Raw genomic sequence first — 24,568 nt, 5'->3', positions numbered from 1 at the left:
TTTAGTCTCGTCCTGCGCTTGTTATTAGTGCCCTCATCCGGGGGCCATTTTTCAGTGCGACTGCCGTTTTCTGCACCTTGGGCTCTAGGATAGCGTAAAAATGACCATAAACCCTCGCCCAGGCTAGACGGATTTGCTCTAACTTGTGCGCTTTTGAGGCCGGATGATTATGTAGACCCCGCCGCCGGCGGGTCGCCCTCGCGCGCCAGCCACTCCCGGGCCAGAAACAGCGCGCTGATGGTCCGCCCCTCGCACACGTCCGGGCGCATCACCAGCTCGTACAAGGCATCAAAGGCGCAGGGCACCACCTCAATGGGCTCCGGCTCATCGCCGGGCAGACGCTCCGGATAGAGGTCCCGGGCCACCACAATATTGATGCCGTGCTCCATATAGCCCGGCGACAGGCTGACCCGCTTGAGCAAGTGCAGACTGCGTGCGCCTTGGCCCACCTCCTCCTTGAGCTCGCGGTTGGCGGCCTCCAGCACCGTTTCACCCCGGTCGATGGCGCCCTTGGGCAGCGCCAGATGGTAATCCTCGATACCCACGGCGTATTCGCGGATCATCAACACCTGGCCCTCGGCCGTGACCGGCACCACGATCACCGCACCGGGGCCGCCGCTGCCACACAGCTTCTCGTAGATGCGCTCCTCGCCGTTACTGAAGCGTAAATGCACCTCATCGGCCCGGAACAGGCGGCTGCGGGCGACGGTCAGGCGCTTTAATATCGTCGGTTTGTTGGGCATACTGTTTCCAGAACTCACAGGTAACTCGACTATGATTGATTGGCACAACATCGACACCGTCATGCTCGATATGGATGGTACCTTGCTGGACCTCCATTATGACAACTATTTTTGGCTGCACTACCTCCCCCGGCGCTATGCGGAAATTCACAAGCTCGAACCGGACGAGGCCACGGCCAAACTGCATGCCGTGATCGATGAGCATAGGGGTACGCTGCAGTGGTACTGCCTGGACTACTGGAGCGACAAACTCGCCCTGGACATCCGCAGCCTGAAGGAAGAAGTGCAGCACAAAATCGCCATTCGCCCCCACGTCGAGAACTGGCTCGCGCGCCTGCGTGAGCACGACAAACAACTGCTGCTGGTGACCAACGCCCACCGCAAGGTGCTGAGTCTGAAACTGGAGATCACCGGTATCGACCAATACCTGGACGAAATTTTCTCGTCCCACGACTTTCAGCACCCCAAAGAAGATCAGGCCTTCTGGCACGCCCTGCAGAGCGCCCGCCCCTTCCAGCGCGAGCGCACCCTGTTTGTGGACGACACCGCCACCGTGCTCGAATCTGCCAAAACCTACGGCATCCGCCACCTGCTGGGCATCCACCAACCGGACAGCCAGGTCGAACGCCGCCTGGAGGGCTACCCCGCGATCCACCACTTTGACGAAGTGATGCCCGCCCCCAAAGGAGTCACCACCCCGATCTCATGAGCGACGACACACTGAACAAAGTCCGCATCGACAAATGGTTGTGGGCCGCCCGCTTTTACAAAACCCGCAGCCTGGCGAAACAGGCGCTGGAAGGCGGCAAAGTCCACTGCGACGGCCAGAAAGTCAAAGCCAGCCGCGAAATCACCGTCGGCCTGACCCTGAAAATTCGCCAAGGCTTTGACGACCGAATCGTGGAAGTCACCGCCCTCTCCGACCGACGCCGAGGCGCCCCGGAAGCCGCCCTGCTGTACCAGGAAACCGAAGCCAGCATCGCCGAGCGCGAAAAGCGCGCCGCCGAGCGTAAGGCCGGTGGATTGGGCGCGCAGATTATCAGCGACCATAAGCCGAACAAAAAAGACCGGCGTCTGATTCATCGGTTTAAGCGGCAGGGGATGGAGTGATTTCCGTATTACATCCAACAACGGAAAATGTCCTTCTAATAATATTGCTATATTTGAAGAGTAAGTTTGTGTCGGAAGATGAAAAGAGATTTTATTTACTTGCCTCTGGACGTAGAGGAGATAGAGTTCTCTTCTATCGACGAGCTCCGCTGTGCACGCCAGCGCTGAAGCGTGCGCAAATTCAAACCCATGAGCCGGGCGGCTTTGTAGCGCGACGCCCCGCTTCGTCAAAGTACTGCAACAGCCTTGTACGGTGTTCCAGGAAGGTCAGCTATTCTCGTTGTCCTGGTCGCTCCCGTGCAAGGCTAAGAGCTGCTTGATCCTTTCCTGGCTGTGTTTGTGCTGCTTCTGGACCCGCTCCACATGCAGGCCTTTCTCTCGGCAGTAGGTGGGCAGCTCGATCTCGGACACCGGGGCTGTTTCAATCACTACAGCCAATTTGGCGTCGGGAGACCAGTCATCTCCGGTTCTGCGGTGACCCGGCACGAGCATACCTCGATTTCTGCAGAGTTCGAGCCAATTGTACAGGGTCCCCTCGGAAATGCCTTCTTCGGACGAAACCGAGACGACGGTCCGGTTGGTCGGCGGAGGCAGCTTGCTCAGAACCGCCACCTTGCGCTCTTCGGGATAACGTGGCATGTTTACTCTCATACTGCCCACTCTGGATTGGGTTTAGGCGAAACCGCCAGCTGGACAACTAGGCTGACAGAGTGGGAGAGCCCGACGGCGTCGCCACGGCTCAATCTGCCCTGAAGATCGTATGCAAAAAATAACTGGATTGCCGCAGAGAAGTTGAACGAGATCACAATACGATTCAACGCACCCGGCTTGCAACCAACCAACAGCTCGAAAACCTTGACACAAACAGTAAATCAGGCAAAACGAATGTCTTTAGACTGCATACATAGCGGACTAATATGCGTCTGATCTTTGCGAATTTTATGGGATGTCGCGCTATCTCGAAACTCCAATTGAAGTATCAGTGAGACCAACGATGGACCTATCACAAACCGGTATAAAAGTTCTATTGCTATCCATACTTCTTCTGTTTAGTGGATTACAAGATCTTCACGCTCAAGATAGCGGGACTATTCAAGGCGATATGTCTTTCGGGAAAGCAATTGGTCATAGCGGCAATGTACAGCTTCGTGCGAATTATGCTGAAGGTAGCGGCAATTATATCGGTTTTGAAATTTCGGATAGCCCCGAGTTCGAGATTTCATATAATACATGGACTCTACTTGGCGAGCCTGTATGGAGTTTCGTAGCTAAGTATAAATTGCCGAATGGAATTTATGTGTATAGAGATGATAGAAGAGTATTAGAGATTCTTAGCCCAACAGATTCAAGAAGCATAGAAGCCCATCGAAATGGCCAGGATAGTCACCTGTATACTGTTACTGTTCCGAGTGAAGTGTATGAAAAAATTAGAGTCACATCATTTCGATTTTCAGCAAATATTGGCAGGTATATTATATCTCGCCAGAACCCAGGTATTACCGGTGCTCACGGAGAATGGGGCTGGGACGTTCCGGGTAGCCCAACATGGGACAAAATGTTTTTAGCACCTTGGACGAATGACTATTATACAAGCGATATTCCCGAACAGGCCTGGTTAAGTGGCGAAGAGGCAAGAGAAGTTTATATCGAGCACCGGGGTAAAGAAAATGTCCTTAGACCACGTGGTCTGTGGGACGTAAAGATGGATCTCTGGCCGGTCATAAGAGAAATCCGCAGAGTCACACCGGAAGCATTGGAACATTATTATTCGCGTCCACGCGACAGTCAGGCGCTTGCAATGGTTTCCGCACTGGAACGCTCCGATCAGCCACGGGATTCGAGGGCCTACAGAGAGCAGGTCCAAACCGTAAAAAGTGCGCTTCAAAGGCTTGGAAGCGACGTCAGCCCTGAACTTATAGATCACCTGGATTCATTAGGTGCTGGAGCTGACCGCAATCGATTGTCATCAGATGTCAGGCAAGTGGGGAATATGGTACAGGCGGTCATCTCCAACACACCTAGTGACCAAGCTCCCGATTGGCGAGAAGCTCTTAAGACGCGTATCCAACAGCTATCTGAACTTGCAGATGTTGCAGGGTTACAAGCCAATGACCCGATCAGGTCTCAAATTACTAACCTGCAAGATGTAGTGATGGGCCTGGGGTCGGGAAGAATGATCTGGATCGTGGCAACGGGATCAAGCAGGGTAGAAACGCCACTTAGAAGCGCAGGGATTGTCTTTGGTACTAGTAGTTCAACTGAAGAGCAGCGGCGGCGTGCGCAGCAGCGATCGAATGAGCGGCGGGCCGAGGAACAGCGGCGGCGTGCGGAGTTAGACGATCGGCGGAACACCGAACTCCGCCGTGGTTGGGTCCGATCCGAAATGCTCCGGGTTTGGGTGCCCGATGACGTGGCGTTTAGTGAAACGACTCAAGGCCTGGAGCTCCCACTCCTTGAATCTTGGGCCAGGGAAGAGTTTGGAGGACACGTGATCGAGCGAGACGATTGGAGAACTGTATCGCGATTCAAGGTGCACGTCTTCGAGGGCGCCGAAGAGGCGCGCGCCTTGATCCGGGAGCTTGACGATTATCGCCCCGTCGACGTGAAGCCGCCTACAAGAGAACACTTTCCAAAACATTGATGAGAGGGGTAAAGTATCTGTTAATTTAAGAACTTAAGTGCACCGCCCACACGGGCGAAGCACAAGTAACCCCTCACTGTTTCAGCTCAACCTGAATTTCTAAAAAGCGGAACATTGCATCTAGATCCCCAAGGTCGCCAGCCAATTCAGCCGCATCCCCGTAATCTTGCGCAGCTTTTTGACTATCAGTTCGTTTCTGCTCACCTGTCCTGTCCCACCCCATTCGGGTGACACGTAACTCAGCGCGCTCCACCAGTAATTCCATGCGCGCCCGGCTAGCTTCATCGCCTGCAATGGGGTTCATACGGTCAAGTTCGCTTCCAATCTCCTGGATTCTACTTTCGATAGCAGGAGCGCGTTGTTGTGCTTCGATCTTGGCGTTATCACGAGCTTGGAGCGCGTTATCACGAAAGTTTTGCAAACTAACAAGTTGCATTTCAGATTCGGCGACTCTATCCCGATAGCGTTGTCGTTGCTGATATAGCTCATCGAGTTGCTCAGCTACTCTATTTGAATTTCTCTCCGCGCGTTCTTGATCACGACTTTCTCGTGCTTGGTCGCGCTGTATGTCCTGCCGGCATTCTTCACGCCGTGCAAAGCTTACACGTTGGCATCGCTGATGGCGTGAGTGCCAATAATTTGCCGACTCTTCAAAATCTCTACCGCGGGCCGCATCTCGCAAGCGAGACAAATCTGATTGTAAACTCTCCATCCTTCCGTCAATATTTCGCAACTGACGTTGCAAGTCTCGCAACTGAGAGTTCGCTGCCTCTATTCGAGAATTCGCTGCCTCTATTTCAGTTTCATAATCCTCGAGACTCTGTGCAAATAGCAGGCTTGGGGTGAGAAGAAGAACGGTTGCCGCTACAAGAACTTTATTGAAATTCACTAGCTTATCTCCCTTGCTCCCTATAAAAAGTAATAATGTATAGCCAGCGTAATTAGCCACAGAGAGGCATACCTGATCGGGGCGCGGAGTTGAGCCGTTCGGGGTTTGCCAGCGTTGGCGGTTATTAACGGATCGTCTACAACGTCACAGCTTAACCAAAAATTTTAGCCAACCAATCTCGACGTTAGCATAGCGTGAGGTTGGAGACAACCACGCATTGGTAAATAACTGATACGATTTTTCGACGTCGTTGATTCCCCGGCTCTCCAAAAACAGGTGTGCTGCCATCAGGTTTGATCGACAAGAACCGCTCGCCATGCCATTACCTCTCAGCCAGCAGGTTTCTCTTGAGTCGACGCCGAACTACCACTGCATCAGCTGCTGTGTACGGCGTGCCTTCCTGTGCGGAGAGGATCAGTTCAGTGGTCGACCCTACGAGTACAGTAAGGGCTGGGTGGTGGATCGTCTGGCGGAGCTGGGTGACGCCTTCGCCATTGATATCTGCGCCTATGCGGTGATACCCAAACACTAGCATCTGGTGCTGAGGATCGATATTGATAAGGCCCTGAATTGGACTGCTGAGGAGGTGGCAGAGCGCTGGTTGAGTCTCTTCACCGGTGCCCCATTGGTCAGGAGTTGGCTGGCCGGGAACATGACTGACAAGGCGGTAAAGATTCCAGGTTAATCCCTGCAAGCTAAAAACTTTAGCCTCTTTCCATAGGCGATCATCACGAACCATGGCATTAAGAATCGTCACCATCTTGCGCACACAAGCGGTCAGCGCCACCTTACATACTATTCTAAGAAGTTGCTGGACTCCTGCGCTCAAGAGCATAACAAGGTTGCAAACTCGTCCGAAAGAGTAAAAAACCTCAGCAGCATACACCGCTTCATATCCAGAGAATTATAGCACGTGCACTCATTCCTCAATCAGAGCGTTTTTACCGCATTTGAGGTATGGCCAGCCAGAGAGCTCTTCCCTACCCTCAGGCAGGCCTCCTTCATTTGCGAATCCTAGGGTATAGGCAACCATAAATCTCAGCGTCCCCAGACCTTCCCAGATACGAGGAAACACCATGAATAATGTGATCTCCAAGCCCTGGCTACTTATGTTACTGATGCTTGCCGGCACACTTTTCACGGCCTGTGGCGGCAGTAGCAGTGACGACGACAGCGGTGGCGATGGCTCTGGCAGCGGTGATAGCAGCGACAGCTCATCCAGCAGCAGCTCTCCTGGCGATCCCGAGCCCGAAATTGGCATATTTATTGATAGCCCGGTAATCAATGTCGGCTATAGAACAGAAACCCAGAGCGGCGACACCAACTCACTCGGAGAGTACGAATACCTGCCCGGTGAATCCGTGATATTTTTCATCGGCGACCTCGAATTTCCCGAAGCACCGGCGGCCAGCGTGATAACACCGCTGGATCTTGCAAATACGCAAGATATAAATGACCCCGTTGTTGTAAACATTATTCGCTTGCTGCAAACCCTCGATCGGGACGGAGACCCCGAGAATGGCATTGAGATCACTGACGTGGCGAGAACGAGCGCCACTCAGGTAGATTTCAGCTTGAGTACAGAAGACTTTGCGGATTCCTCGGCGGTTATGAACTTGATCGTGAACGCGGGTCAAGATTCCCCGGTCGAATCATTGATTAGCACTGAAGCGGCAATACAGCATTTTGAAAGAACGCTCAACAGCAACTTCTCCATAGACTTGACCGAAAAAGTTGCCAACGGCCATATCGTTTTTTCAAGCTGTCCCGATGCCCCGCTGGGATGGAATTACACTTTTACAGACGAATCAATGACCTTAACAGGCGCAGACAGCTGGCAAACTCCGGAATGCACAACGGGGTCGAGCGAAACTTTTACTCTCACTATGACCGAGCTCGAAAGTGAGTTTGACATTCCCTTTAACTGCGCCTCATATCCAGTTTGCACGTGGGACGACTTGAACAAAACCCTTGAAGGCGTTGACGAGGATTTAAGAGAGTTCACATCAACATTCGAGTTCGATCGCCAAACAAACGAGTTAACATACATAAAGGCCGTTGAAGGTACTACGTTCACTGAAGTTATAAGTATTCAGAGCCGCGGAAGCAGCAGCCCTCCCCCCAGCGAGCTCGCTCATGACAGCGTCATGAAACGCCTGCACCTGATTAACTCGGCACTGCAAGCTCTGGAAGTGAGCATTCAGTATACTGTAGAAGATCTGACAGTTGTCGTCGGCGACCTGGTTCCGAACGAACAGAACCCGAGCGAGGGCGGCTGCCCGGCAGGCGGCGTCTACTCCATTCATATCGAAGAAGAGATTAGCGATGATCTTTTGGGTATCGAGGATACGTCTTATCACCGGGCATCGATGGACTTTAACGATTGCACCCTGGTTTACCACGGCGATTTTCAGGAACAGTTTAACGGCTCGATAGCGCTTGTTCTTGACAACGATGAACAACACGATTTTGATCACGGCCTCCCGGTCCTTGATCAAGGGCTACCGGCAATCTGGGGCTTCCAGCAGGGTTTGGATAGCAGTAACCGCTTCAGCTTTGCCGGCGAAGAAATTAGCGGTGACGAGAGCCAGCGTTTTCGGGATAGAGGCGAGCTCTATGTTGATGTTGTGCATAACAACGGGGAGGAGAGCGGTTCGTTTGGCTTGGATATGAAAGCCTGGACTGGCGAGCGCCTACGCAAGGACACGAGTATCACCATGTCCGGCGCAGACGGCGCGAACGGCTACGCAATTACCCTCGACGATGCACGCCGATTGCTCACCGGCAACCTCGCCCTGGCGGTTTCCGCTGAGCGTGACGACGAGGAGGAAGGCTTTGTCGATTGGACCTGCGCCGCAAACGGCAGCTTTGACGTCGTGGTCAACGATGCGCTGAGCTACAGTGGCGACGATAATCTGCCCTCGAGTGGCAGCTTACAGATGACCACTGACGGAGCCCCAGCGGCGGTGTCTTTTTCCGGACAGAGCGTCACTATCACTATTGATGATGTCACTGAAACTCATGATGCAAGCGACTTTTCCGAAGAAGTCACCGGTTGTATTGATGATGATTAGGGATGACAACTGATTCCTCTACAGGCTGGTGAGTGCAACCCGTCAGACCTATAGGTTTGACGGGTCACAGCAACCTTTCGGCCGCGTCGCTCCAGCTCTCTGTCGATCAGCGATAATAATGCCCTAATGAGGGTCATACCGGTGCGGCCTGTGGCATTCCCAACGGGCCGTAATAGCGGTAGAATCAGTGCTTTTCGATAAGTGAGAGGCACTGATGGGCAGAGCTTTCCAGAACCGCAAAGACTCCATGGCCAAGACAGCCGCGGTTAAGACCAAGGTCTACAGTAAATATGGCCGCGAGATCTACGTATGCGCCAAATCCGGCGGCGTCGATCCTGCGGGCAACTTGTCCCTGCGCAGCCTGATTGACCGGGCCAAGAAAGACCAGGTGCCGAATCATGTGATTGAAAAGGCGCTGGATAAGGTCACAGGTGGCGCCGGAGAAGACTTTTCCGCCGCCCGCTACGAAGGTTTTGGTCCCGGCAGCAGTATGCTGATTGTGGATTGTTTGACGGACAACCCCAACCGCACCATTGGCGATGTGCGCACCTGCTTTAATAAGACCAAGAGCAAATTGGGCACATCGGGCACGGTGAGCCATATGTTTGATCACAGCGCCATTTTTCGCTTTTCCGGCGATGACGAAGAAGCTGTGCTTGAAGCCTTGATCATGGCCGATGTGGATGTGACCGATATTGAATGTGAAGACGGCACGGTCACCGTGTTTACCCCTCACACCGAGTATGCCAAGGCACGGGATGCACTTACCGAAGCCTTTGACGGCCTGGATTTTGATGTAGATGAAATTCAGTTTGTCGCGCAAACCATGACCGAGTTGAGCGACGATGATGCTGCCACCTTTGAAAAGTTGGTGGCCCTGCTGGAAGACCTGGACGATGTGCAAAACGTCTATCACAATGTCCAGTGATCGGCTTGGCTCTATCGCACCCATAACGTTTTCCGCGCCGCCGCCCACGAGAGAAACCGCGAAGTCATGATTCACATTGGTAGAACCAACAACCTGAAGGTCATCAAGCAGGTCGATTTCGGCGTGTTTCTGGACGGCGGCGACTACGGCAATATTTTACTGCCGCGCCGCTACGTGCCCGAGGGCACCGCTATAGGGGATCAGCTCGACGTCTTCATTTACTTCGACTCCGACGATGACATTATCGCCACCACCCTGAAACCCAAGGCGCAGGTTGGTGAGTGCGCACTGCTCAAAGTAAAAGAAGTCAACAAGGTCGGTGCCTTTCTCGACTGGGGCCTGCCTAAGGATCTGTTGGTGCCTTACAACGAACAGCACAAGCCCATGGAAGAGGGCCGGTCTTACGTGGTGACCGTTTTCGTCGACAACACCGAGCGCATCAGCGCCTCCAGCAAACTGAGCCTGCACCTGGACGAAAATGGTACCGGGTTTACCCAGAATCAGAAAGTTGACCTGCTGATATGGGGCCGCACCGAGATGGGCTACAAGGCGGTGATCAACCATACCCACCTCGGCCTGATATTCCGCGACTTTGCGTTCAAAGCCCTTCGCTACGGCGACCAGACTACCGGCTACATCAAAGCCATTCGCCAGGACGGAAAGATTGATCTGAGCCTGCAACTCCCCGCCGGTAACCGGAAAGCACAGGACACCCTGGAAGAGAAAATCCTCGCCTACCTTGAAGCCAATAGCGGTGTCAGTAAACTCACCGACAAGAGTAAGCCTGAGGATATCTACCGGGAATTCAATGTCAGCAAAGGCAATTACAAGAGTGCGCTGGGACGGCTTTACAAGCAGCGCAAGATTACTATCGAGAAGGACCGAATCACGCTATCGTGACATCTGGCAGGACCACCACCGCTACGGAAAGCCAGGAACACAGGGGAACGCCATGAAAGAAACCGGAAAGATCAATTACATCGAGATGCCCTCGCGGGATATTGAAGCGACGAAAGCATTTTTCAGTGCGGCATTTGAGTGGTCTTTTGTCGACTACGGCCCCGACTATGTCGCCATAGAGAATGCCGGTATCGATGGTGGCTTTTTCAAATCTGACAAAGTGGCCTCCACCGATAATGGAAGCGTGCTGGTTGTCCTTTACAGCGCGAAACTGGAAGCCACGGTAGAAAGTGTCAAATCGGCCGGGGGAACCGTGATCCAGGACATTTTCTCCTTCCCGGGCGGCCGCAGGTTTCACTTCTCAGATCCCACCGGAAATGAGTTTGCGGTCTGGTCTGATGTTGATGCATAGGTAGGAATTACTGGCCGCACCGACTGATTTTCACGACATAATAAGGAGACATCATGCCCGGACGAGTGATTGGAATATATACAGCCTGTAAAGGTGACAAGCCCGAGTTGCGTGATCTGGCTGAGGTCATCGCAGGAAAAGGGATTGTGGGCGACCGCTACTTTGCGGGGGAAGGCACCTTCTCGGAGAAGCTCGCGGGAGATCGAAAGAGTGAGATCACCTTTATCGCGGCGGAAGAGGTTGATCGGTTCAATCGCATCCAAGGGAGTGATCTTGACTATGGCGATCTTCGCAGAAACGTGATTACCATTGATATCGATTTGAACGCGCTTGTCGGCAAGCAGTTTTCCATCGCAGGAGTAGTGTTTGAAGGTATAGAGACTTGCGAGCCTTGCACGCACCTGGCGAAAACGGTGCATAAGGCTGTACTTCCGGATATGATGAATCGCGCCGGCTTGCGCGCGGCAGTGCTCACAAGCGGCACGCTCAAAGTGGGCGATACTGTCAGCTTGGATCAAAGGTAAACCCCGGCAAGCCGGGGTCACACAATAAAGCCGTTTTCTTTATCTTTTATTGAGTCGCCGGTATCAGACGCTCATTGACGTCGTAGGGCACGTTGTAAGCGCTCTCGCTATCGGCGTGAAACTCCAGCAGGTATTCGGCCAGGGCATCCTGCTCACCACCGGTGCTGGAGAAGCTTGCAAGGCCAGGATCGTTAGCGGCCACATCCTCTTCCAACAAGGATTTATGTTCAGCATTGGCCAAGCCTTTGAAGGGCCAGGCGCTGCCGCAGTTGGCAGTCGCGAAGGGTGAATCTTCTGGCGCGGCACAGTTGGCGAGAAAATCCAGGGCCACAACGCGGAAGCGGCGGTTGGGGTCGCCGATAACCTCACCGTCCTCCACAATGCGATCCCAGCGTGCGGACTCATCTGTAGCGCTCGGGTCGACCAGCACGTCCAGATCGATGACCCTCTGACCATCGGTGAGCAGCCCGAGGTTGGTATCACCATCAGAGCGGGCGGTAGCTGTAGGATCGAAGTTCAAGCGCAGACCTGCAGTGTGGGTGAAATTACCCTTGATCATCTCTTCGGTCAGGTCGTGCAGTTCAGCCGCCGTCATGCTCACCAGAGCCAAGCCGTTATTGAAGGCGAAGGCCGTTTGAATATCCAGCTGGGAAATGCCACCTTCAGGTTTGCCGAAATCATTGGCGGCCGGCGGTAGCAGCAGAATGTCTTCGGCGGAGGTAGAACCGGCCGGGCTGACAATGCGGCCGATGGGGGCGCGAATACCGCCACCGTTTTTAACCGACACCAAGGGTGGGTTGTCAGGGGTCATTTGCGCGGCATACCAGAGGTTGGCGTCAGCCGACAGGTTGCCAAGGTTGGTTTCACGGCTGCGAACAAACTCTCTACGACCGTCCAGGAATACCTCGGTGACACCATAGGCATTGCCGTCCAGCTCGCCCAAGATTTCACGGATCACACCGGCGACTTCGGTCACCCCGGCAATGGGGGCAGTCTCAAGAGGGTCGACCACGCTCTCGATGCTGGCCCAGGCCCCGCTTTCACTGTTGTCGATGCTGTCGGTGATGATCACACCGTCGGCATCGAACTCAATCAGCAATCGGCCCAGATACTTGTAATCGGCGTCGGTGTTTACCAACAGCACGGGTTCATTCGTTGGGCTGGTGAAGATCAGCGGATAGTCATCGCTCGCGCTGTCGCCCTCGCGCAGAACGTCGCCATTGTTTGCCAGAATGGTGTTGGAGCCACCACCCACAATAATGTCCACGCCTTCCAGGCGCGTCGCCAGGCCCCGCTCTACGCTGAGCACCTGCATATGCGAGAGGAGAATGATTTTGTTGATGTCGTCCTCAAGCAATAGATCGACTTCCGCCTGAATCACGGCCGCCAGATCATCCAGACTGCTTTCGCTGTTGATGGCAAAGTCCTGTGGCAAGATCGTAAGGTTGCCCACCGAAGTGATTGACGGCAACGTCGGGGTTACCGCCCCCACCAGACCAATGCGCTCGCCGTTAACGGTGATGACCGTCGAGGGCGCGACCTTGCCGGGAATGCTACCGGCCTCTTGTCCGCCATCGACCAAGATGTCAGCGGTAGCACTGTCAGTGCTGAAATCGATATTGGCGGCCAAATAGGGATAGAGCGCGCCAGGGTAGTCGCCGTCGGGTTTGATAATGCCGGCAAAGCCGGCCGGGCCGGTATCCAGATCGTGATTACCCACGACTGAGACCTGTAGGCCCATCCGGTTTTGAATCTGAGTCTCGCCGCGCCCTTCTCCGGCAACGCCAACGACAGCATTCATGCGCTCATCAGCGCTGGCCTGAAAGATCGGACCGGGAATATAGTTGTCGCCAGCGCTGACCAGTAGAGTATTGTCAGGCATATCACTGCGGAAGTGTTCCACCAGCGCCGAAAAATGGTCCACATTGAACATGGCCGCTGTGCCGCCGCCGTCGACATCGGCAAAATGCAGCAGTTGCAGGGTAAAGGTTGAGCCGGGTTCTTCGGGTGTCGGGTCGTCAGAACTTGAGCTGCCACAGGCCGAGAGGGCCAGGGCGCACAAAATCAAGGCGCTGCGGTACAGTACAGTGTGCATGGGTTGTCCTCTTTTTGCGGGAATCCAGAGAGGGATATCTTGGGATCGTTGTGTGACCTGGTGATGAATACTTCCTGACAGTTTGGCTTTAGGAAGTGAGCATCGCTGATCTGACGTCGGACGCCTCTGTCGCTAAAATTGTGCTATCTTCTATAAACGGCTGTTTCCCCTTGGCTCCTTCTTCACCTCTCTTCATCCGCACCACCTTGAAATGGCCTGTCAACATTCTGCTTCAGTCGCAGAAGTCAATCTCGTCACGCACGTTGACGAGCCCTTGCAGTCGCACGCCCTACCGCGCGCGAAGAGCTACGGTCACGTACTCACACCAAGGTGGGCATCAAATGAAACCATTTAGCGCAAGCGTTCTCAGCGGGCATCATACCCGCACCCTGAAGGCATTGGCCACTTGTGCCATTCTCGCTGTCCTCGCCGGCTGTGGCGGTGGCAGTGGCGACTCAAATGGCGGTGGCGCTACGAACGGGAACGGCAATGGGGGCGCCGCCTCCAGCCAAAGCAGCAGTTCCAGTAGCGATAACGATTCTGACGCCCCTGTGGTGGGGTCGCCCCCGGAGACTCATCCCGAGGGCGCCGATCTGTCGGAGGTCACCGTGGCGTCCGACACGGTTCGCTCCCTGTATCGGGTCGAACTTCTGGGGCTCCCCGACGACGTGGACCCGGATAGCATCCATGCCGAGTATTATGTGATCTCCGCATTGGCACCCGCAGACTACGCCGACCACGGCTTTCTGCCAGCCTTCAGTCTCAAGAAGGATTTCTCGGATGAGGAAAGCGACACAGGCATCTACCTGCCCACGCCCCTGATTGACGAAGACGAGGGCTCATCACTGGTGGTCGTGATCACCGACGGCCTGAGCCGAAGTGCGGCGATACAGTTGAACCTGAATCCCTTACCGGCACCGAGACAGAATGCATTCCACGAACTTGTCGATGAAATTGACAATCTGCTGCGGGTCGCCACCGAGACGCTCGGACGAACCTACCCCGATGAATGGGAGCAATGGCGCAATAGTGGCCTGAACCAGATGCCGGAGTATTTGCTGCCGATCATGCTGACCTGGCACGGCGTCATGGATATGGAAAATGAGAGCTCCATCGCGCGCCAACTTGAAGAAGGGCTTGAGCCGGAGGTTCTGGCCTTGCTCGAGCGCATTCTGGCAACAGACGATCTGCCTGCGGCCATCAGAGAACAGACGGAGATCCTGGCCAGTGGTGACTCGCCCCTGAACCATGCCGCCGAGCTCGACATCGTCATGACCAACAGTATTGAGTGGCAGGATAGCCGTCAGTTTCAGCGGGCTCACCCGTCAGGCACTGTAACAACCCAAGATTTGTCGGCGCGCGAGGCAACGGGTGTTCCAACGCTCCCCAACGCGGAAGCACTGGCGCCCTTGTTGGCTTTACACAGAGATTTTCGCCATCGCCAGCAAAGCGCCGAGCTGTTCGACGACACTGTTGGCAGCTATGTAAAGGGGCTTGGCCTGGTTGCCACCGTTGCCGCCGGTGTCAGTACCGCCGGTAGCGGGGCAGCAGTCACCAACACCGCTCGTGCCAAAACACTGGGACTCGTTGGCAACGCAATTACCGGGTTCTCCCGCCTGAATGAAGTGGCCCAATGGTTTCTGCCCTGCTGCATTACGGATATGACCACTACCCTGAACCCGGCAGGCGGACAGATTCTGAATGAAGATGCGAGCATTCCCCAGGTTCGTCTGGCGAGCGCTACCGGCCGGGCCGAGAGCATTGGCGTGGATGTGACCCGAGAGGTCTTATCCTCTTTAACGGCGGAGCTGTCTTCTCGCTCTATTGGGGCGTTTTTTAACGACATCTACCCCGATTCGAATGGTGCCGCCGGCAACGTGGCCAACTTCGTTCTGTCTGACGTCACCAAAAGCATCATCGACCAGTTCCCTCAGGGGCAAAAAGTTGTATTTGTCTGGAACGGGATTGACCTCATGGGGGAGGAGGCGCAGAAATGGCTGGAAGTCGAAACGGATACGTTTGGCTCGGGTGGCGAGCCGTTTCTTTTCCAGACGGTGACGTCGAACGATCGCTTCGAGTTTCAGTTGAGCGTTCCCCGCGCATTTGAAATTCAGTCTTCCCAGCTTCGTTTTTCCACCAATCACGAAACCCTGGCCTCAGCGCGAGCGATCCACACATCGACGGTCGATCTCAATCATATTGAGATCACGTTTTCACCCGAACGAATTCGCATCTCGGACGACGAGCTCGGCACCACCATTCCGTTCTCCGTCACGGTGAATAATTCCGCACTGCATGCGCAGGACGAACCATTTATTGACCTGATTCTGGAGCCCGAGCCCGCCGTGGGCGACATCTTCTACGTGGATGAGAATCCAAGAGGCACCCACAACTTTGAATACGATGTGCCGGATGAATTTCCCGAGGGCGTTGTCGTCGAAGTGCGGACTGAGTCCATATCCAACTCTCTGCCCACTCACAACCTCAGGGCACCGGAGAATGATCCACCCCCGCGCACGGGAGTGATGTTCATCAGTTCGGATGCTATCGATGTGATGGTGGAGCCCGCCAGCGTCTGTATATTGCCAGGCGAAACAGTTCAGTTTCGTGCCCTGTCCCGGGATACCGGAGAGGCGGTAGACGAGGTAGAATGGTCGGTCGATTCCGGGAGCATCAGTGGCAACGGCGCCTACACAGCCGCCAATGACAATGCGATAATCGTGGCCAGAGCGGGTGCCGGTGGTCCCGGCGTGGGGCGCGCCACTGTGGGAGACTGCAGTTGCTACTTTGACGCCTCGCTAAGCGGCCATGCGAGCGTCTCGCGTGCCGGCTTTAGCTACTTGTCCCTGGGACGGGACAGTACTGCCCATACCGATCTTCGATTCTTTGGTCACGAGGGTTCGGCAGCGAGTACGACAATGATGATGCTGGACCTTGATCCCCCACTCCTCCTTGGATCGAGCGGGCCAACCACGACCACGACACGCTCAAGCGGCTTTGTGGGAGGGCATGCTTTCGTTCTGTTTGGGCCGGACGGGCAGTTGCCCGCCTTGACGGTGGACATTACCGAGCGAAGCCCGGTTGATAATGGCCCCACGGGTTCAGTTTTCCTGGCAGGCCACATCCACGGGGGAGTCAACGTCCTTCAGACGCCACCCGAGGAACCCGTACCCGCTCAGCTGAATATTCAGTTTAACGGCATTTACCGAATCGCAACCGCCGGTCCCGCGTTGAATTGTGATCCTGATTTTTAACGCCGCAGCCAACGGCTCGCCTCGGAACCTGTGGCGGGCCGCGTTTATACGACATAGTCATTTAACGTGGAACAACATGCCTGACAAGAACGACGTGATTATTGAAAGTACTCGCCACTGGGTAGAGCGAGTTGTCATTGACCTGAACCTCTGCCCCTTCGCCAAGCGGGAGCTGGTAAACGGCCGCGTGCGTTTTTCGGTATCCGAAGCACTCGACCGCGCGACATTGCTGGAAGATCTGCAACGTGAGTTGCAGCGCCTGGACAGCGATACGAGCATCGAAACGACCCTGCTGATTCACCCTCAGGTGCTGACCGACTTTTATGACTACAATAATTTTCTGGATGAAGTCGACATCTTGTTGGAACATCTGGGCTATGACGGCATCTTTCAGGTGGCATCCTTTCATCCGGATTATCAATTCGGTGGCACGGCGCCCGAAGATCCCGAAAATTATACCAACCGTGCACCCTACCCTGTGCTGCACTTATTGCGTGAGGCAAGCCTTGAGCAGGCAATCAACCACTACCCGGACACCGGTTTGATTCCCGAGCGCAATATCGCTTTGATGAACGAGATGGGCGTCGATAAATTGAAAGCGTTGTTGGCGACCTGCTTCGTCAAGTAGACGCGCTCGATAAGCGTTTCCAACGCTTCCAGGTGGCAAACATCATAAGCAGTAACGCCACTACCCCACCGATTGCCCAGAGGTTACCCTGGTACAGTTGAAACAGCAGGTAACGCACCTGATGACCGCCATCGGTAAAGGCGGTAATGGTGCCCAGGCCGGCGGCATCAAAGCCGCTGGTCTGATTGGCCAGGTCTGTATACAAAGGGGCCAGGTGAGTGGCGATCAGCAGAAAGGTGATCACTACTGGTATACCTGCGAGCACGGCCCGCAATACGTTGCCGCGAAACATCAGAACCGAGATCGACATGACCGAAATCAGGTTGGGCAGATCACCCAAGGGCAGTACCCGGTTACCTGGCAAAATCAGCGCAATGCCGACGGCGATCACCATAAGAATCAACCCTGTGACGATGACCGACTTGTGACTCATCAGAAAGCCGGTATCGAGCGCCACCACAAGGTTTTTTCGGCTGGGAAAGCGGCGTTCAACCTGCGCGCGCAAGGCATGGGTAATGGGCATCATGGCCTCGCCGATCAAACCGGCACTCTTGGGCAACAGGAACATCACCGCGGCAATGTGTACCGCCAACTCCAGCGTCGCCTTCAAGTCATACCCGGCCGCCAATGCCAGCATCAGGCCAATCAGTATACCGATGACCATGGGCTCACTGAAAAAAGAAAGCCAGGTCATTGATTGGCCAGAGGATGGTTCGGATTCGTCAGCGCCCTCATCGTCGACGCTCGCACCAGGGGTGTCGTGAGTCAGCGCAGCTTTTTCTGGATTGTAAGATAAGCGATTGAAACCCGGAATGCGGTCGAACAGCCAATTCATGCACACGGTATAAGGCACAATGCCGTTGACCGATACCGGCGACGCCGACACGCCTTTAAGACCAAGCTCACGCTCCACGTCCGGCGCGGTCCACTCGGTCATTTTGAAGCAATAAACGGCCAACAGCATAGTGGCGGACAACCCCAACAACAGGCTGCCACTGGTCGCCATCACCAACGCGCCAATCAGCGCAAAATGCCAATAGTTCCACAGATCAATGTAGACCGTGCGGGTCCAGCCCACGGCCAACATGAAAATATTCAAAGACAGAATCAGCGGTATCGACAAAGCCGCCAAAGGCGATGACCAGGTAATGGCCGCGAGCGGCGGCCAGCCCACATCGAGGACATTGTATTCGAGCCCCCGAACCAACATCAGTTGCTCCACCGCCGGTTTGATATTGGCGACAAAGAAATCGAAGGCGATAAACACCCCGGCAAAGCCCACCGCCAGCTCAACCGTGCTCAACACCGCCTTCTTGAACGGCAGCCGCACCGCCAAGGCGATCACAAAGATGATCGCCGGCAACATCACATAGGCTTTAAAGCTGAAAAAGGCATTGAGCAACTGTTCGATGGCATCCACGGAGGGAATCCTGATAAGCAGAAGAAGCGGGCACTTTAGCGACTTGGCAAATATTAGTCAATTTGACTATATAATGTTTTTGCCGTGCCCCTCCCGCTTTTACGGCCGTGCCTCTACCCGGGTCTCCAGTGGGCCATCATAGGACGGCTGAAGCCCTCCAAGGTCAATCACCATCTTGTCCACCACGACGCCGGCATCCACTGCCACCAGGTGCAGTGTATGCCAGCCAGGTGATAACGCTTCGGGCAGCGCCAGGGTGACCTCGGTCGCGTTGGCGAGTACCCGCTCCCGCCACGCATCACTGGTGGTATCAAAGCCCTCTGTCACGGCAACCGGAAGCGGCTCGCCATCATCCAATGCCACGGCCAAACGTAAACCCTTGCCAGGCACGATCGGATGGGTCGGCAGCAGGCGGACATGGATCCGAGCCTTGCCGCCGTTCGCCACATGGAAACGATAGCTCAGTCGTGGCGCGGCATCCGGGTCGATATCCAACGTGGACGGCAGTACAGTCACCGCCGAACCGGTGCGGCCCAGGCCTTCGATTGAACGCCAGCCGCCGTCGGCGTGCTCCTCGCGACCGGTAAAGTGCCCGGCATTGATAGAAACCACCCCACCGACTTCATAGAAATCACCCGGCCGGGCATCGGCCGGCACTTCGCCCCTGCCGGACCTGGTTGCTGACTCTGATTTGAGCTTTTCGAGCACCCGCTCATTGTGCTCCCCCAGAGGCGGGATGGGTTCCGGCTGAAAGCGCAGCCACATATCGGGGTCTAATCCGCGGGCGGTCATAATGTGCCGCCATTTACCACCCGCGACAGTGTCGTTGTAATGCCGCGTCAACGCCTGGATACGTTGCTCCGCCTGCTCGGACCGGGCATAAGTGGCTTTGGCTTCATCTTCACCACGTGCGTATTCTAAGCGCGCCAACTCCACCAGAAAGTAGCGTTCGTTTGCGGCCGCCGCCGCCCGGACGGGGTATTCAACCAGCTGGTAGAAGGCATCCTGCGCAGCTTCCGGTATCTTTTCCGCGACCAGAGCCATATCGGCAACCAAATCCCGGTAGTTCTCCAGGCGGCGGTGAATTTCCGCTTCATTCAGTTCGGTGGGCCGGTAGGGCTGCATCGACAAGTGCCACTGCAAGTGTTCCGGCTTGCGCGCGAAAGCCAGGTGCTGATGACGCTTCCAGATCGCGGCAATGGCGTCGGCGTGCTCGGAGCCAAAATCGCGCGCGGCCATCGTATGCAGAAACGCCATGGGTGCTTCCGGGGTCGTCCGGTCTGCGTTCCAGGCAAGGTCGAGAAAGAATTCCGTGGTCTGTTCGTTGGCCTTGATGTCACCCACATTATTGATCCAGAAGGAACCCGCGCCCTGCTCGTAGGCCCGGGTCATTTCCGACCAGATGAGGGAGACGGGCTGGGAGTCGAACCAGAGCCAGGACAAAGGCGAGCCCAGATAAGAAACGTGATAGTAGACGCCCAAGCCACCGGGCCGCTCGCGCTCCTCCGGCGTGGCGTAACGACGCATATAGCCGAAGTTGTCGTCCGGCCAGACGATAATCGCATCCTCTGGCACCTCCAGGCCGGCGTTGTAGTCCTCCAGCACTTCTTTATAGGGCACAAAGATTTGCGCCGCTTTGGTGGGGTCGCCCTCCCCGATGTGTTTCGCCAACAGCTGGCGCTGGGTTTCGAAGATGTCTTCCAGAACACCGATGCGCTCCTCTTGTGACTGGGGACCCACAATACCGCTGTCATGGATCCCGCGCATACCCAGGGTCCACAGGCTTTCCCCGGAGCGACGCTCCTTTACTCGCGCCTCCCAGTAGTTCACAACCTTGGCGCGATGCGTCAGGTAGTTGTATTGATCGCCGGGATCGGTCCATTCCCCCACGTTGTTGCGCAGCATGGGTTCGGCGTGACTTGAGCCGACCACGATGGCGTAATCGTCCACCAGGTCGCTGTTGCCTTCCACCTGATGGAAAGGTGTTGTGCAGGGGTGCATACCGGGCCAGATGGCGTTGGCGCGCAGTCGCAGCAGCAGTTCGAAAACCCGCTCATACACTTTCGGCCCCAGGGTTCCGACCTCCGGGTCGAAGGTTTTATCGGCCCAGGCGCCCAAGCCCCAGCATTCATCATTGATAAAGATCCCGCGGTAGCGCACAGCCGGTGCATCGACCGGTTCCCGGGCGGTGGTCAGATAGAGTTGCTCCCGCCGCACCACAGGCACGTCGGCCCACCAATACCAGGGCGAGACGCCGATGCGGCGCGACAGCTCATAAATGCCGTAGACCACACCGCGCGGGTCGGCCCCCGCCACAGACACGACCTGCGGGTTGGCGGAAAGCCGGAATGCCTCCCAGTGCCCTTCCATACCGGGGTCTATGCCCACCTGAACATACGGGGCGTTCTCGGGTGCCCGGTTGCGAATTGCCGGGCGAACCCCCGTCACGCGCTCGACATCCTCAGCGAAATCGCGAACGGCAATCTGGATAACCTTGGGCGCATCATCCGCCACCACCAGAGGTGCGGCACGATCGCGGGCAACCAAGGCAAAGGCGGCCGACCGCGCCTGTGCGCTGGTATTTTCAGGGAGAGGCTGGATCTCAGCTGCCTGCGCGGTCAACGGAAGCAGAAGGCATAGGAGCAGGATGCGTAGGATCATATGATGGATACCCTTTGATGATACGCCGGACTGGTGGCAAGGCCAATTTTCAATCATAATCAATCATCTGTTTTCAAAAATCAACGCCTGACGCCTAAATCCACTGCAAACCCGTCATAATTAGGCATACCTATGAATGATACAGACGATATATGATTTATAATGATTGACAATGAAGTTTAGTCCGTCTTACATTGTCCGTCGGGCCGACCCGCCCCCTGAACCTTTAATGCAACCGAATTCTAATAACGGGGTACATTATGAGACGCTCAGCATTCCACCATAAACCGCTGTCGGCGCTCATCGCCACCTTGGCGATCACCAGCGCCGCTCACGCTCAGCCGACCCAGGTTGATGAAATTCAAGTCACCGGCTTCAGGGCGTCCCTGAACACCGCCCTTAACCAGAAGCGCGAGAGTACCGCCGCCGTAGACAGCATCGTCTCCGAAGACATCGGTAAATTCCCCGATTCAAACCTGGCCGAATCCATGCAGCGCATCCCCGGGGTTGCACTCGCCCGCGGTGATGGCGGTGAGGGCAAAAACATTTCCGTACGGGGTCTGGGCCCGGAGTTCACCCGCGTCAGGATCAACGGTATGGAGGGCACCTCACAGACCGGCTCTTCCGATATCTACGGCGCCGGCAACGCCGGGCGCAGCTTTGACTTCAACGTGTTTCCCACCGAGATTTTCTCGGAACTGACGGTGCGTAAAACCCCAAGCGCCAATGTCGAGGAGGGATCGCTGGGCGCCACCGTCGACCTGAGAGCACCCAGACCCCTGTCCACCGAAGGCGATCTCACCCTGACCGGCACCCTGCGCGGGGTCTACAACGAAGTAGGTGATTCGGTCGATCCGCGATTTTCCGGTCTGATTGCCAAAAAGTTCGCTGACGATACTTTCGGCGTTCTGGCTTCGGTGGCCCATTCAGAACGCAATATCCGCGAAGTCGGCTACTCGGCGGTTAACATTCTGCCCGCCTACGTCAATGGCGGTTTCTGTTCACCCCTTGGGTATACGCCGCAAAACCCGGAAACCAATCTGGACAGGGGCACCAATGCGGTGAACTGCAGCACCGGCAACCCCCGTACCGGCAGCACAGAAGCCTACGAGCTGATTCAATCGCGTACCGGTGTGTCGGGGAACCCCGGCGGTGGCGTATTCTTCCCCCGCATCCCCCGTTACCTGAACTCGGAGCAGAACGCCGAACGTACCGGCGGCACCCTGACATTCGAGTGGCAGCCCACTGAACACACCAATGTCGCCCTGGACAACCTCTACTCCCGGTACGACGTTGTGCGCCGGGACAACTACATCAACGCCCTGTCATTCGCACGCAACATCAACGTCCACGGCCAACCGATGGTGTCGGTGCGGGAGCTCGAAGTCGATGACAACGGCTCGTTGATTTACGGGGTGTTCGACGGTGTCAATCTGCGCTCGGAAAGCCTTGTCGATCGGTTCACCTCAACGTTTCAGCAAACCAATCTCAGCATCTCCCACAGGTTCAACGATGACTGGGAGGTCAACGCCTTTCTGGGCCGCTCGGAGTCGGAATTTGCCAACCCGGAACGGTTAACCGTCAACCTGGATTCACCGAACACCAGTAACTACGTCATCGATTTCCGGGGGGGCGGTAACATTCCGGCCATGAGCTACGGCATCGATGTCAACGACCCGACACACTTCAACCACGAGCCGCGCCAGGACGGCGGGCCGGAAATGGGCAACTACAATACCCGCAACCTGACTCGCACTACCGTCAACACCACCGCAGAAGTGGACCTGGTGTGGGACTTTTCCCATGAGTTTACCTTCAAGTTCGGGCTGCAGGAACGCGAGAGCGACTACAGCACTCACTCCCTGGCGATCGCCGATGAATTCCGGGGTACGCCTGAGCTTCCCGAAGGTACCAGCATCAGTGACTTTACGCGCACCGTACAAGGCGTACGAAATGTCCTGGGTGATGGCACCATGGGGGATTACCTGGGTGTCGACCATGAACGCTGGAAGCAAGCGGTAGGCTATGATGACTTCACCCTGTGTGGTGCAGAGTGCGGCGCCCAATCGCCGGCAGTGAATGAAAAAATCAGCAGCGCTTATGCCATGGTCGAGTTTACATTTGACGACCTGCGCTTTCCGGTACGCGGGGACCTGGGCGTTCGCTATGTGGATACCCGGCAGCACAGTGTAGGCTTCGTCCCCACCGCCGCACCGGAGGACTCGCCCTACTCGACCGTCGCCCAACGCGCGGATGCCAGTCGCACTTATGACGACTTGTTACCGTCGGCTAACGTCGTCGTCGACTTGACGTCCTCGCTGCTGGCGCGGTTTTCGGTCGCCGAGGTGATGTCCAGGCCTGAACTGGGGCTGCTGGTGCCCAGTGGCTCCATGAACGCGGTTACCCACACCGCCTCGGTTGGCAACCCGTTCCTGGAACCCATTCGCGCCAACACTTACGACGCCGCACTGGAATGGTACTTTGATGAAGGCGCGCTGGCATCCGTCGCGTACTTTGAGAAGGACATCAGCACCTATATCCAGTCCATTTCCAGCCTGGTGCCCTACTCTGAACTGGGCCTGCCCGAGACCTTACTGGAGGGAAGCACAGCGTCCCCGGACGACCTGTTTACCGTCAATCGCTCCACCAACACCGACGGTGGCCGTCTCAACGGTGTCGAGCTGAACCTGCAGCTGCCTCTGACCTTTCTGCCCGACATGTGGCGGGACTTCGGGGTACTGGCCAATTACACGCACGTCACCTCCAAAATTGACTATGTCCTCCAGAGCGAAGAAGGGGTTCCCACCCTCACCACCACAAACGACCTGATTGGTTTGTCAAAAAATTCCGCGAGTACAACCCTGTACTATGAGAACAGTGCATTCAGTGTTCGTACAACCGGCAGTTACCGCTCGGGCTATCTCCGCTCTGTTCCCTCCGGCGGCAACGACAGTGATGTACTGGGCAACAAGTCCACGTTCTTTGTGGATGCCTCGGCGTCCTATCATATGACCGACTCACTGAAGCTCATCGTGGAAGCTCAGAACCTGACCAACGAAAGAAACACCCTGTACATAGACAGTCAACGCCAGGATCCTCTTTTTGAAACGGAGATTGGCCGGACATTCACCGTGGGCATCAGCGCCACATTTTAACGTCAGTTGTCTCCATGCTGCTTTGCTGCCGGCCCCGCCGGCAGCTTTTTTTTGGCCGCGATTACAGTCAAACCCTACCGTCGGTCAACATGCAGAAGAACGCAAAGCCCCCACCTCTCGAAGACAAGGCGAGT

18 protein-coding genes are annotated in these 24,568 nt (G+C 55.7%); 12 read left to right on the top strand and 6 right to left on the bottom strand.

Translation table 11 applies throughout. The features are described from left to right. Positions 1–167: 167 nt before the first annotated feature. A complete protein-coding gene (gene nudE, locus DKW72_RS13390; RefSeq protein WP_111642886.1) occupies positions 168–743 on the bottom strand; it encodes an ADP compounds hydrolase NudE in 576 nt (191 codons plus the stop codon). 31 nt (positions 744–774) lie between these two features. Here nudE and yrfG point away from each other — a divergent pair, with 31 nt between their 5' ends. Both yrfG and DKW72_RS13380 read left to right on the top strand, forming a co-directional pair. Next, complete coding sequence (gene yrfG, locus DKW72_RS13385) at positions 775–1,452, top strand: GMP/IMP nucleotidase (RefSeq protein WP_111642885.1); 678 nt, start codon at positions 775–777, stop codon at positions 1,450–1,452. A gap of 11 nt (positions 1,453–1,463) precedes the next feature. Continuing rightward, a complete protein-coding gene (locus DKW72_RS13380) occupies positions 1,464–1,853 on the top strand; it encodes an RNA-binding S4 domain-containing protein (protein ID WP_111642994.1) in 390 nt (129 codons plus the stop codon). 267 nt (positions 1,854–2,120) lie between these two features. Here the strand turns inward: DKW72_RS13380 and DKW72_RS13375 are convergent, their stop codons facing one another. Further along, a complete protein-coding gene (locus DKW72_RS13375) occupies positions 2,121–2,492 on the bottom strand; it encodes a helix-turn-helix domain-containing protein (RefSeq protein ID WP_111642884.1) in 372 nt (123 codons plus the stop codon). 355 nt (positions 2,493–2,847) lie between these two features. On the opposite strand from DKW72_RS13375, the gene DKW72_RS16425 reads away from it, so the two are divergent. Next, the gene (locus DKW72_RS16425) at positions 2,848–4,494 is read left to right on the top strand and encodes a hypothetical protein (protein WP_157960497.1); all 1,647 of its coding nucleotides are present in this window, start codon (positions 2,848–2,850) and stop codon (positions 4,492–4,494) included. Positions 4,495–4,567: 73 nt separating this feature from the next. On the opposite strand, the gene DKW72_RS13360 is transcribed toward DKW72_RS16425, so the two are convergent. Beyond that, positions 4,568–5,443: a coiled-coil domain-containing protein gene (locus DKW72_RS13360; RefSeq protein WP_157960496.1), complete on the bottom strand. Its 876-nt coding sequence runs from the start codon at positions 5,441–5,443 to the stop codon at positions 4,568–4,570. A 256-nt stretch (positions 5,444–5,699) separates the two neighbouring features. Here DKW72_RS13360 and DKW72_RS16420 point away from each other — a divergent pair, with 256 nt between their 5' ends. The 6 genes from DKW72_RS16420 to DKW72_RS13330 all read left to right on the top strand — a co-directional run bounded on the left by DKW72_RS16420 (position 5,700) and on the right by DKW72_RS13330 (position 11,221). Then, a complete protein-coding gene (locus DKW72_RS16420; protein WP_157960495.1) occupies positions 5,700–5,915 on the top strand; it encodes a hypothetical protein in 216 nt (71 codons plus the stop codon). 544 nt (positions 5,916–6,459) lie between these two features. After that, the gene (locus DKW72_RS13350) at positions 6,460–8,457 is read left to right on the top strand and encodes a hypothetical protein (protein WP_111642879.1); all 1,998 of its coding nucleotides are present in this window, start codon (positions 6,460–6,462) and stop codon (positions 8,455–8,457) included. Between the two features lie 214 nt (positions 8,458–8,671). Further along, entirely contained in the window at positions 8,672–9,385 is a 714-nt protein-coding gene (locus DKW72_RS13345) for a YebC/PmpR family DNA-binding transcriptional regulator (protein ID WP_111642878.1), read from the top strand. Between the two features lie 66 nt (positions 9,386–9,451). Next, entirely contained in the window at positions 9,452–10,285 is an 834-nt protein-coding gene (locus DKW72_RS13340) for a CvfB family protein (protein ID WP_111642877.1), read from the top strand. Positions 10,286–10,337: 52 nt separating this feature from the next. Continuing rightward, positions 10,338–10,697: a VOC family protein gene (locus tag DKW72_RS13335; RefSeq protein ID WP_111642876.1), complete on the top strand. Its 360-nt coding sequence runs from the start codon at positions 10,338–10,340 to the stop codon at positions 10,695–10,697. 53 nt (positions 10,698–10,750) lie between these two features. Continuing rightward, a complete protein-coding gene (locus DKW72_RS13330) occupies positions 10,751–11,221 on the top strand; it encodes an MOSC domain-containing protein (protein ID WP_111642875.1) in 471 nt (156 codons plus the stop codon). 46 nt (positions 11,222–11,267) lie between these two features. Here the strand turns inward: DKW72_RS13330 and DKW72_RS13325 are convergent, their stop codons facing one another. Further along, a complete protein-coding gene (locus DKW72_RS13325) occupies positions 11,268–13,316 on the bottom strand; it encodes a bifunctional metallophosphatase/5'-nucleotidase (RefSeq protein ID WP_111642874.1) in 2,049 nt (682 codons plus the stop codon). A gap of 341 nt (positions 13,317–13,657) precedes the next feature. Between DKW72_RS13325 and DKW72_RS13320 the strand changes: the two genes are divergently transcribed. Further along, positions 13,658–16,570: an Ig-like domain-containing protein gene (locus DKW72_RS13320; protein ID WP_111642873.1), complete on the top strand. Its 2,913-nt coding sequence runs from the start codon at positions 13,658–13,660 to the stop codon at positions 16,568–16,570. 76 nt (positions 16,571–16,646) lie between these two features. Further along, the gene (locus tag DKW72_RS13315) at positions 16,647–17,198 is read left to right on the top strand and encodes a DUF1415 domain-containing protein (RefSeq protein ID WP_111642872.1); all 552 of its coding nucleotides are present in this window, start codon (positions 16,647–16,649) and stop codon (positions 17,196–17,198) included. Here the strand turns inward: DKW72_RS13315 and DKW72_RS13310 are convergent. After that, complete coding sequence (locus tag DKW72_RS13310) at positions 17,191–18,618, bottom strand: PTS transporter subunit IIC (protein WP_198411359.1); 1,428 nt, start codon at positions 18,616–18,618, stop codon at positions 17,191–17,193. The two genes, DKW72_RS13315 and DKW72_RS13310, sit on opposite strands and share 8 nt — an antisense overlap. A 99-nt stretch (positions 18,619–18,717) precedes the next feature. Further along, on the bottom strand, positions 18,718–21,279 hold the full coding sequence (locus tag DKW72_RS13305) for a glycosyl hydrolase 115 family protein (protein ID WP_198411358.1): 2,562 nt from the start codon (positions 21,277–21,279) through the stop codon (positions 18,718–18,720). A 260-nt stretch (positions 21,280–21,539) separates the two neighbouring features. Between DKW72_RS13305 and DKW72_RS13300 the strand changes: the two genes are divergently transcribed. Beyond that, entirely contained in the window at positions 21,540–24,434 is a 2,895-nt protein-coding gene (locus tag DKW72_RS13300; RefSeq protein WP_111642870.1) for a TonB-dependent receptor, read from the top strand. Positions 24,435–24,568 lie beyond the last annotated feature (134 nt).

The sequence above is a fragment of the Marinimicrobium alkaliphilum genome (genome assembly GCF_003259155.1).
GTDB classification, from domain to species: Bacteria; Pseudomonadota; Gammaproteobacteria; order Pseudomonadales; family Cellvibrionaceae; genus Marinimicrobium_A; species Marinimicrobium_A alkaliphilum.
Note: the sequence above shows the minus strand (reverse complement) of the source record. Positions and strands in the feature narration are given on the sequence as shown.

Coding starts and splice junctions, on each gene's coding strand:
- nudE (WP_111642886.1), bottom strand. CDS start 743: ATGCCCAACAAACCGACGATATTAAAGCGCCTGACCGTCGCCCGCAGC.
- yrfG (WP_111642885.1), top strand. CDS start 775: ATGATTGATTGGCACAACATCGACACCGTCATGCTCGATATGGATGGT.
- DKW72_RS13375 (WP_111642884.1), bottom strand. CDS start 2,492: ATGCCACGTTATCCCGAAGAGCGCAAGGTGGCGGTTCTGAGCAAGCTG.
- DKW72_RS16425 (WP_157960497.1), top strand. CDS start 2,848: ATGGACCTATCACAAACCGGTATAAAAGTTCTATTGCTATCCATACTT.
- DKW72_RS16420 (WP_157960495.1), top strand. CDS start 5,700: ATGCCATTACCTCTCAGCCAGCAGGTTTCTCTTGAGTCGACGCCGAAC.
- DKW72_RS13350 (WP_111642879.1), top strand. CDS start 6,460: ATGAATAATGTGATCTCCAAGCCCTGGCTACTTATGTTACTGATGCTT.
- DKW72_RS13345 (WP_111642878.1), top strand. CDS start 8,672: ATGGGCAGAGCTTTCCAGAACCGCAAAGACTCCATGGCCAAGACAGCC.
- DKW72_RS13340 (WP_111642877.1), top strand. CDS start 9,452: ATGATTCACATTGGTAGAACCAACAACCTGAAGGTCATCAAGCAGGTC.
- DKW72_RS13335 (WP_111642876.1), top strand. CDS start 10,338: ATGAAAGAAACCGGAAAGATCAATTACATCGAGATGCCCTCGCGGGAT.
- DKW72_RS13330 (WP_111642875.1), top strand. CDS start 10,751: ATGCCCGGACGAGTGATTGGAATATATACAGCCTGTAAAGGTGACAAG.
- DKW72_RS13325 (WP_111642874.1), bottom strand. CDS start 13,316: ATGCACACTGTACTGTACCGCAGCGCCTTGATTTTGTGCGCCCTGGCC.
- DKW72_RS13320 (WP_111642873.1), top strand. CDS start 13,658: ATGAAACCATTTAGCGCAAGCGTTCTCAGCGGGCATCATACCCGCACC.
- DKW72_RS13315 (WP_111642872.1), top strand. CDS start 16,647: ATGCCTGACAAGAACGACGTGATTATTGAAAGTACTCGCCACTGGGTA.
- DKW72_RS13305 (WP_198411358.1), bottom strand. CDS start 21,279: ATGATCCTACGCATCCTGCTCCTATGCCTTCTGCTTCCGTTGACCGCG.
- DKW72_RS13300 (WP_111642870.1), top strand. CDS start 21,540: ATGAGACGCTCAGCATTCCACCATAAACCGCTGTCGGCGCTCATCGCC.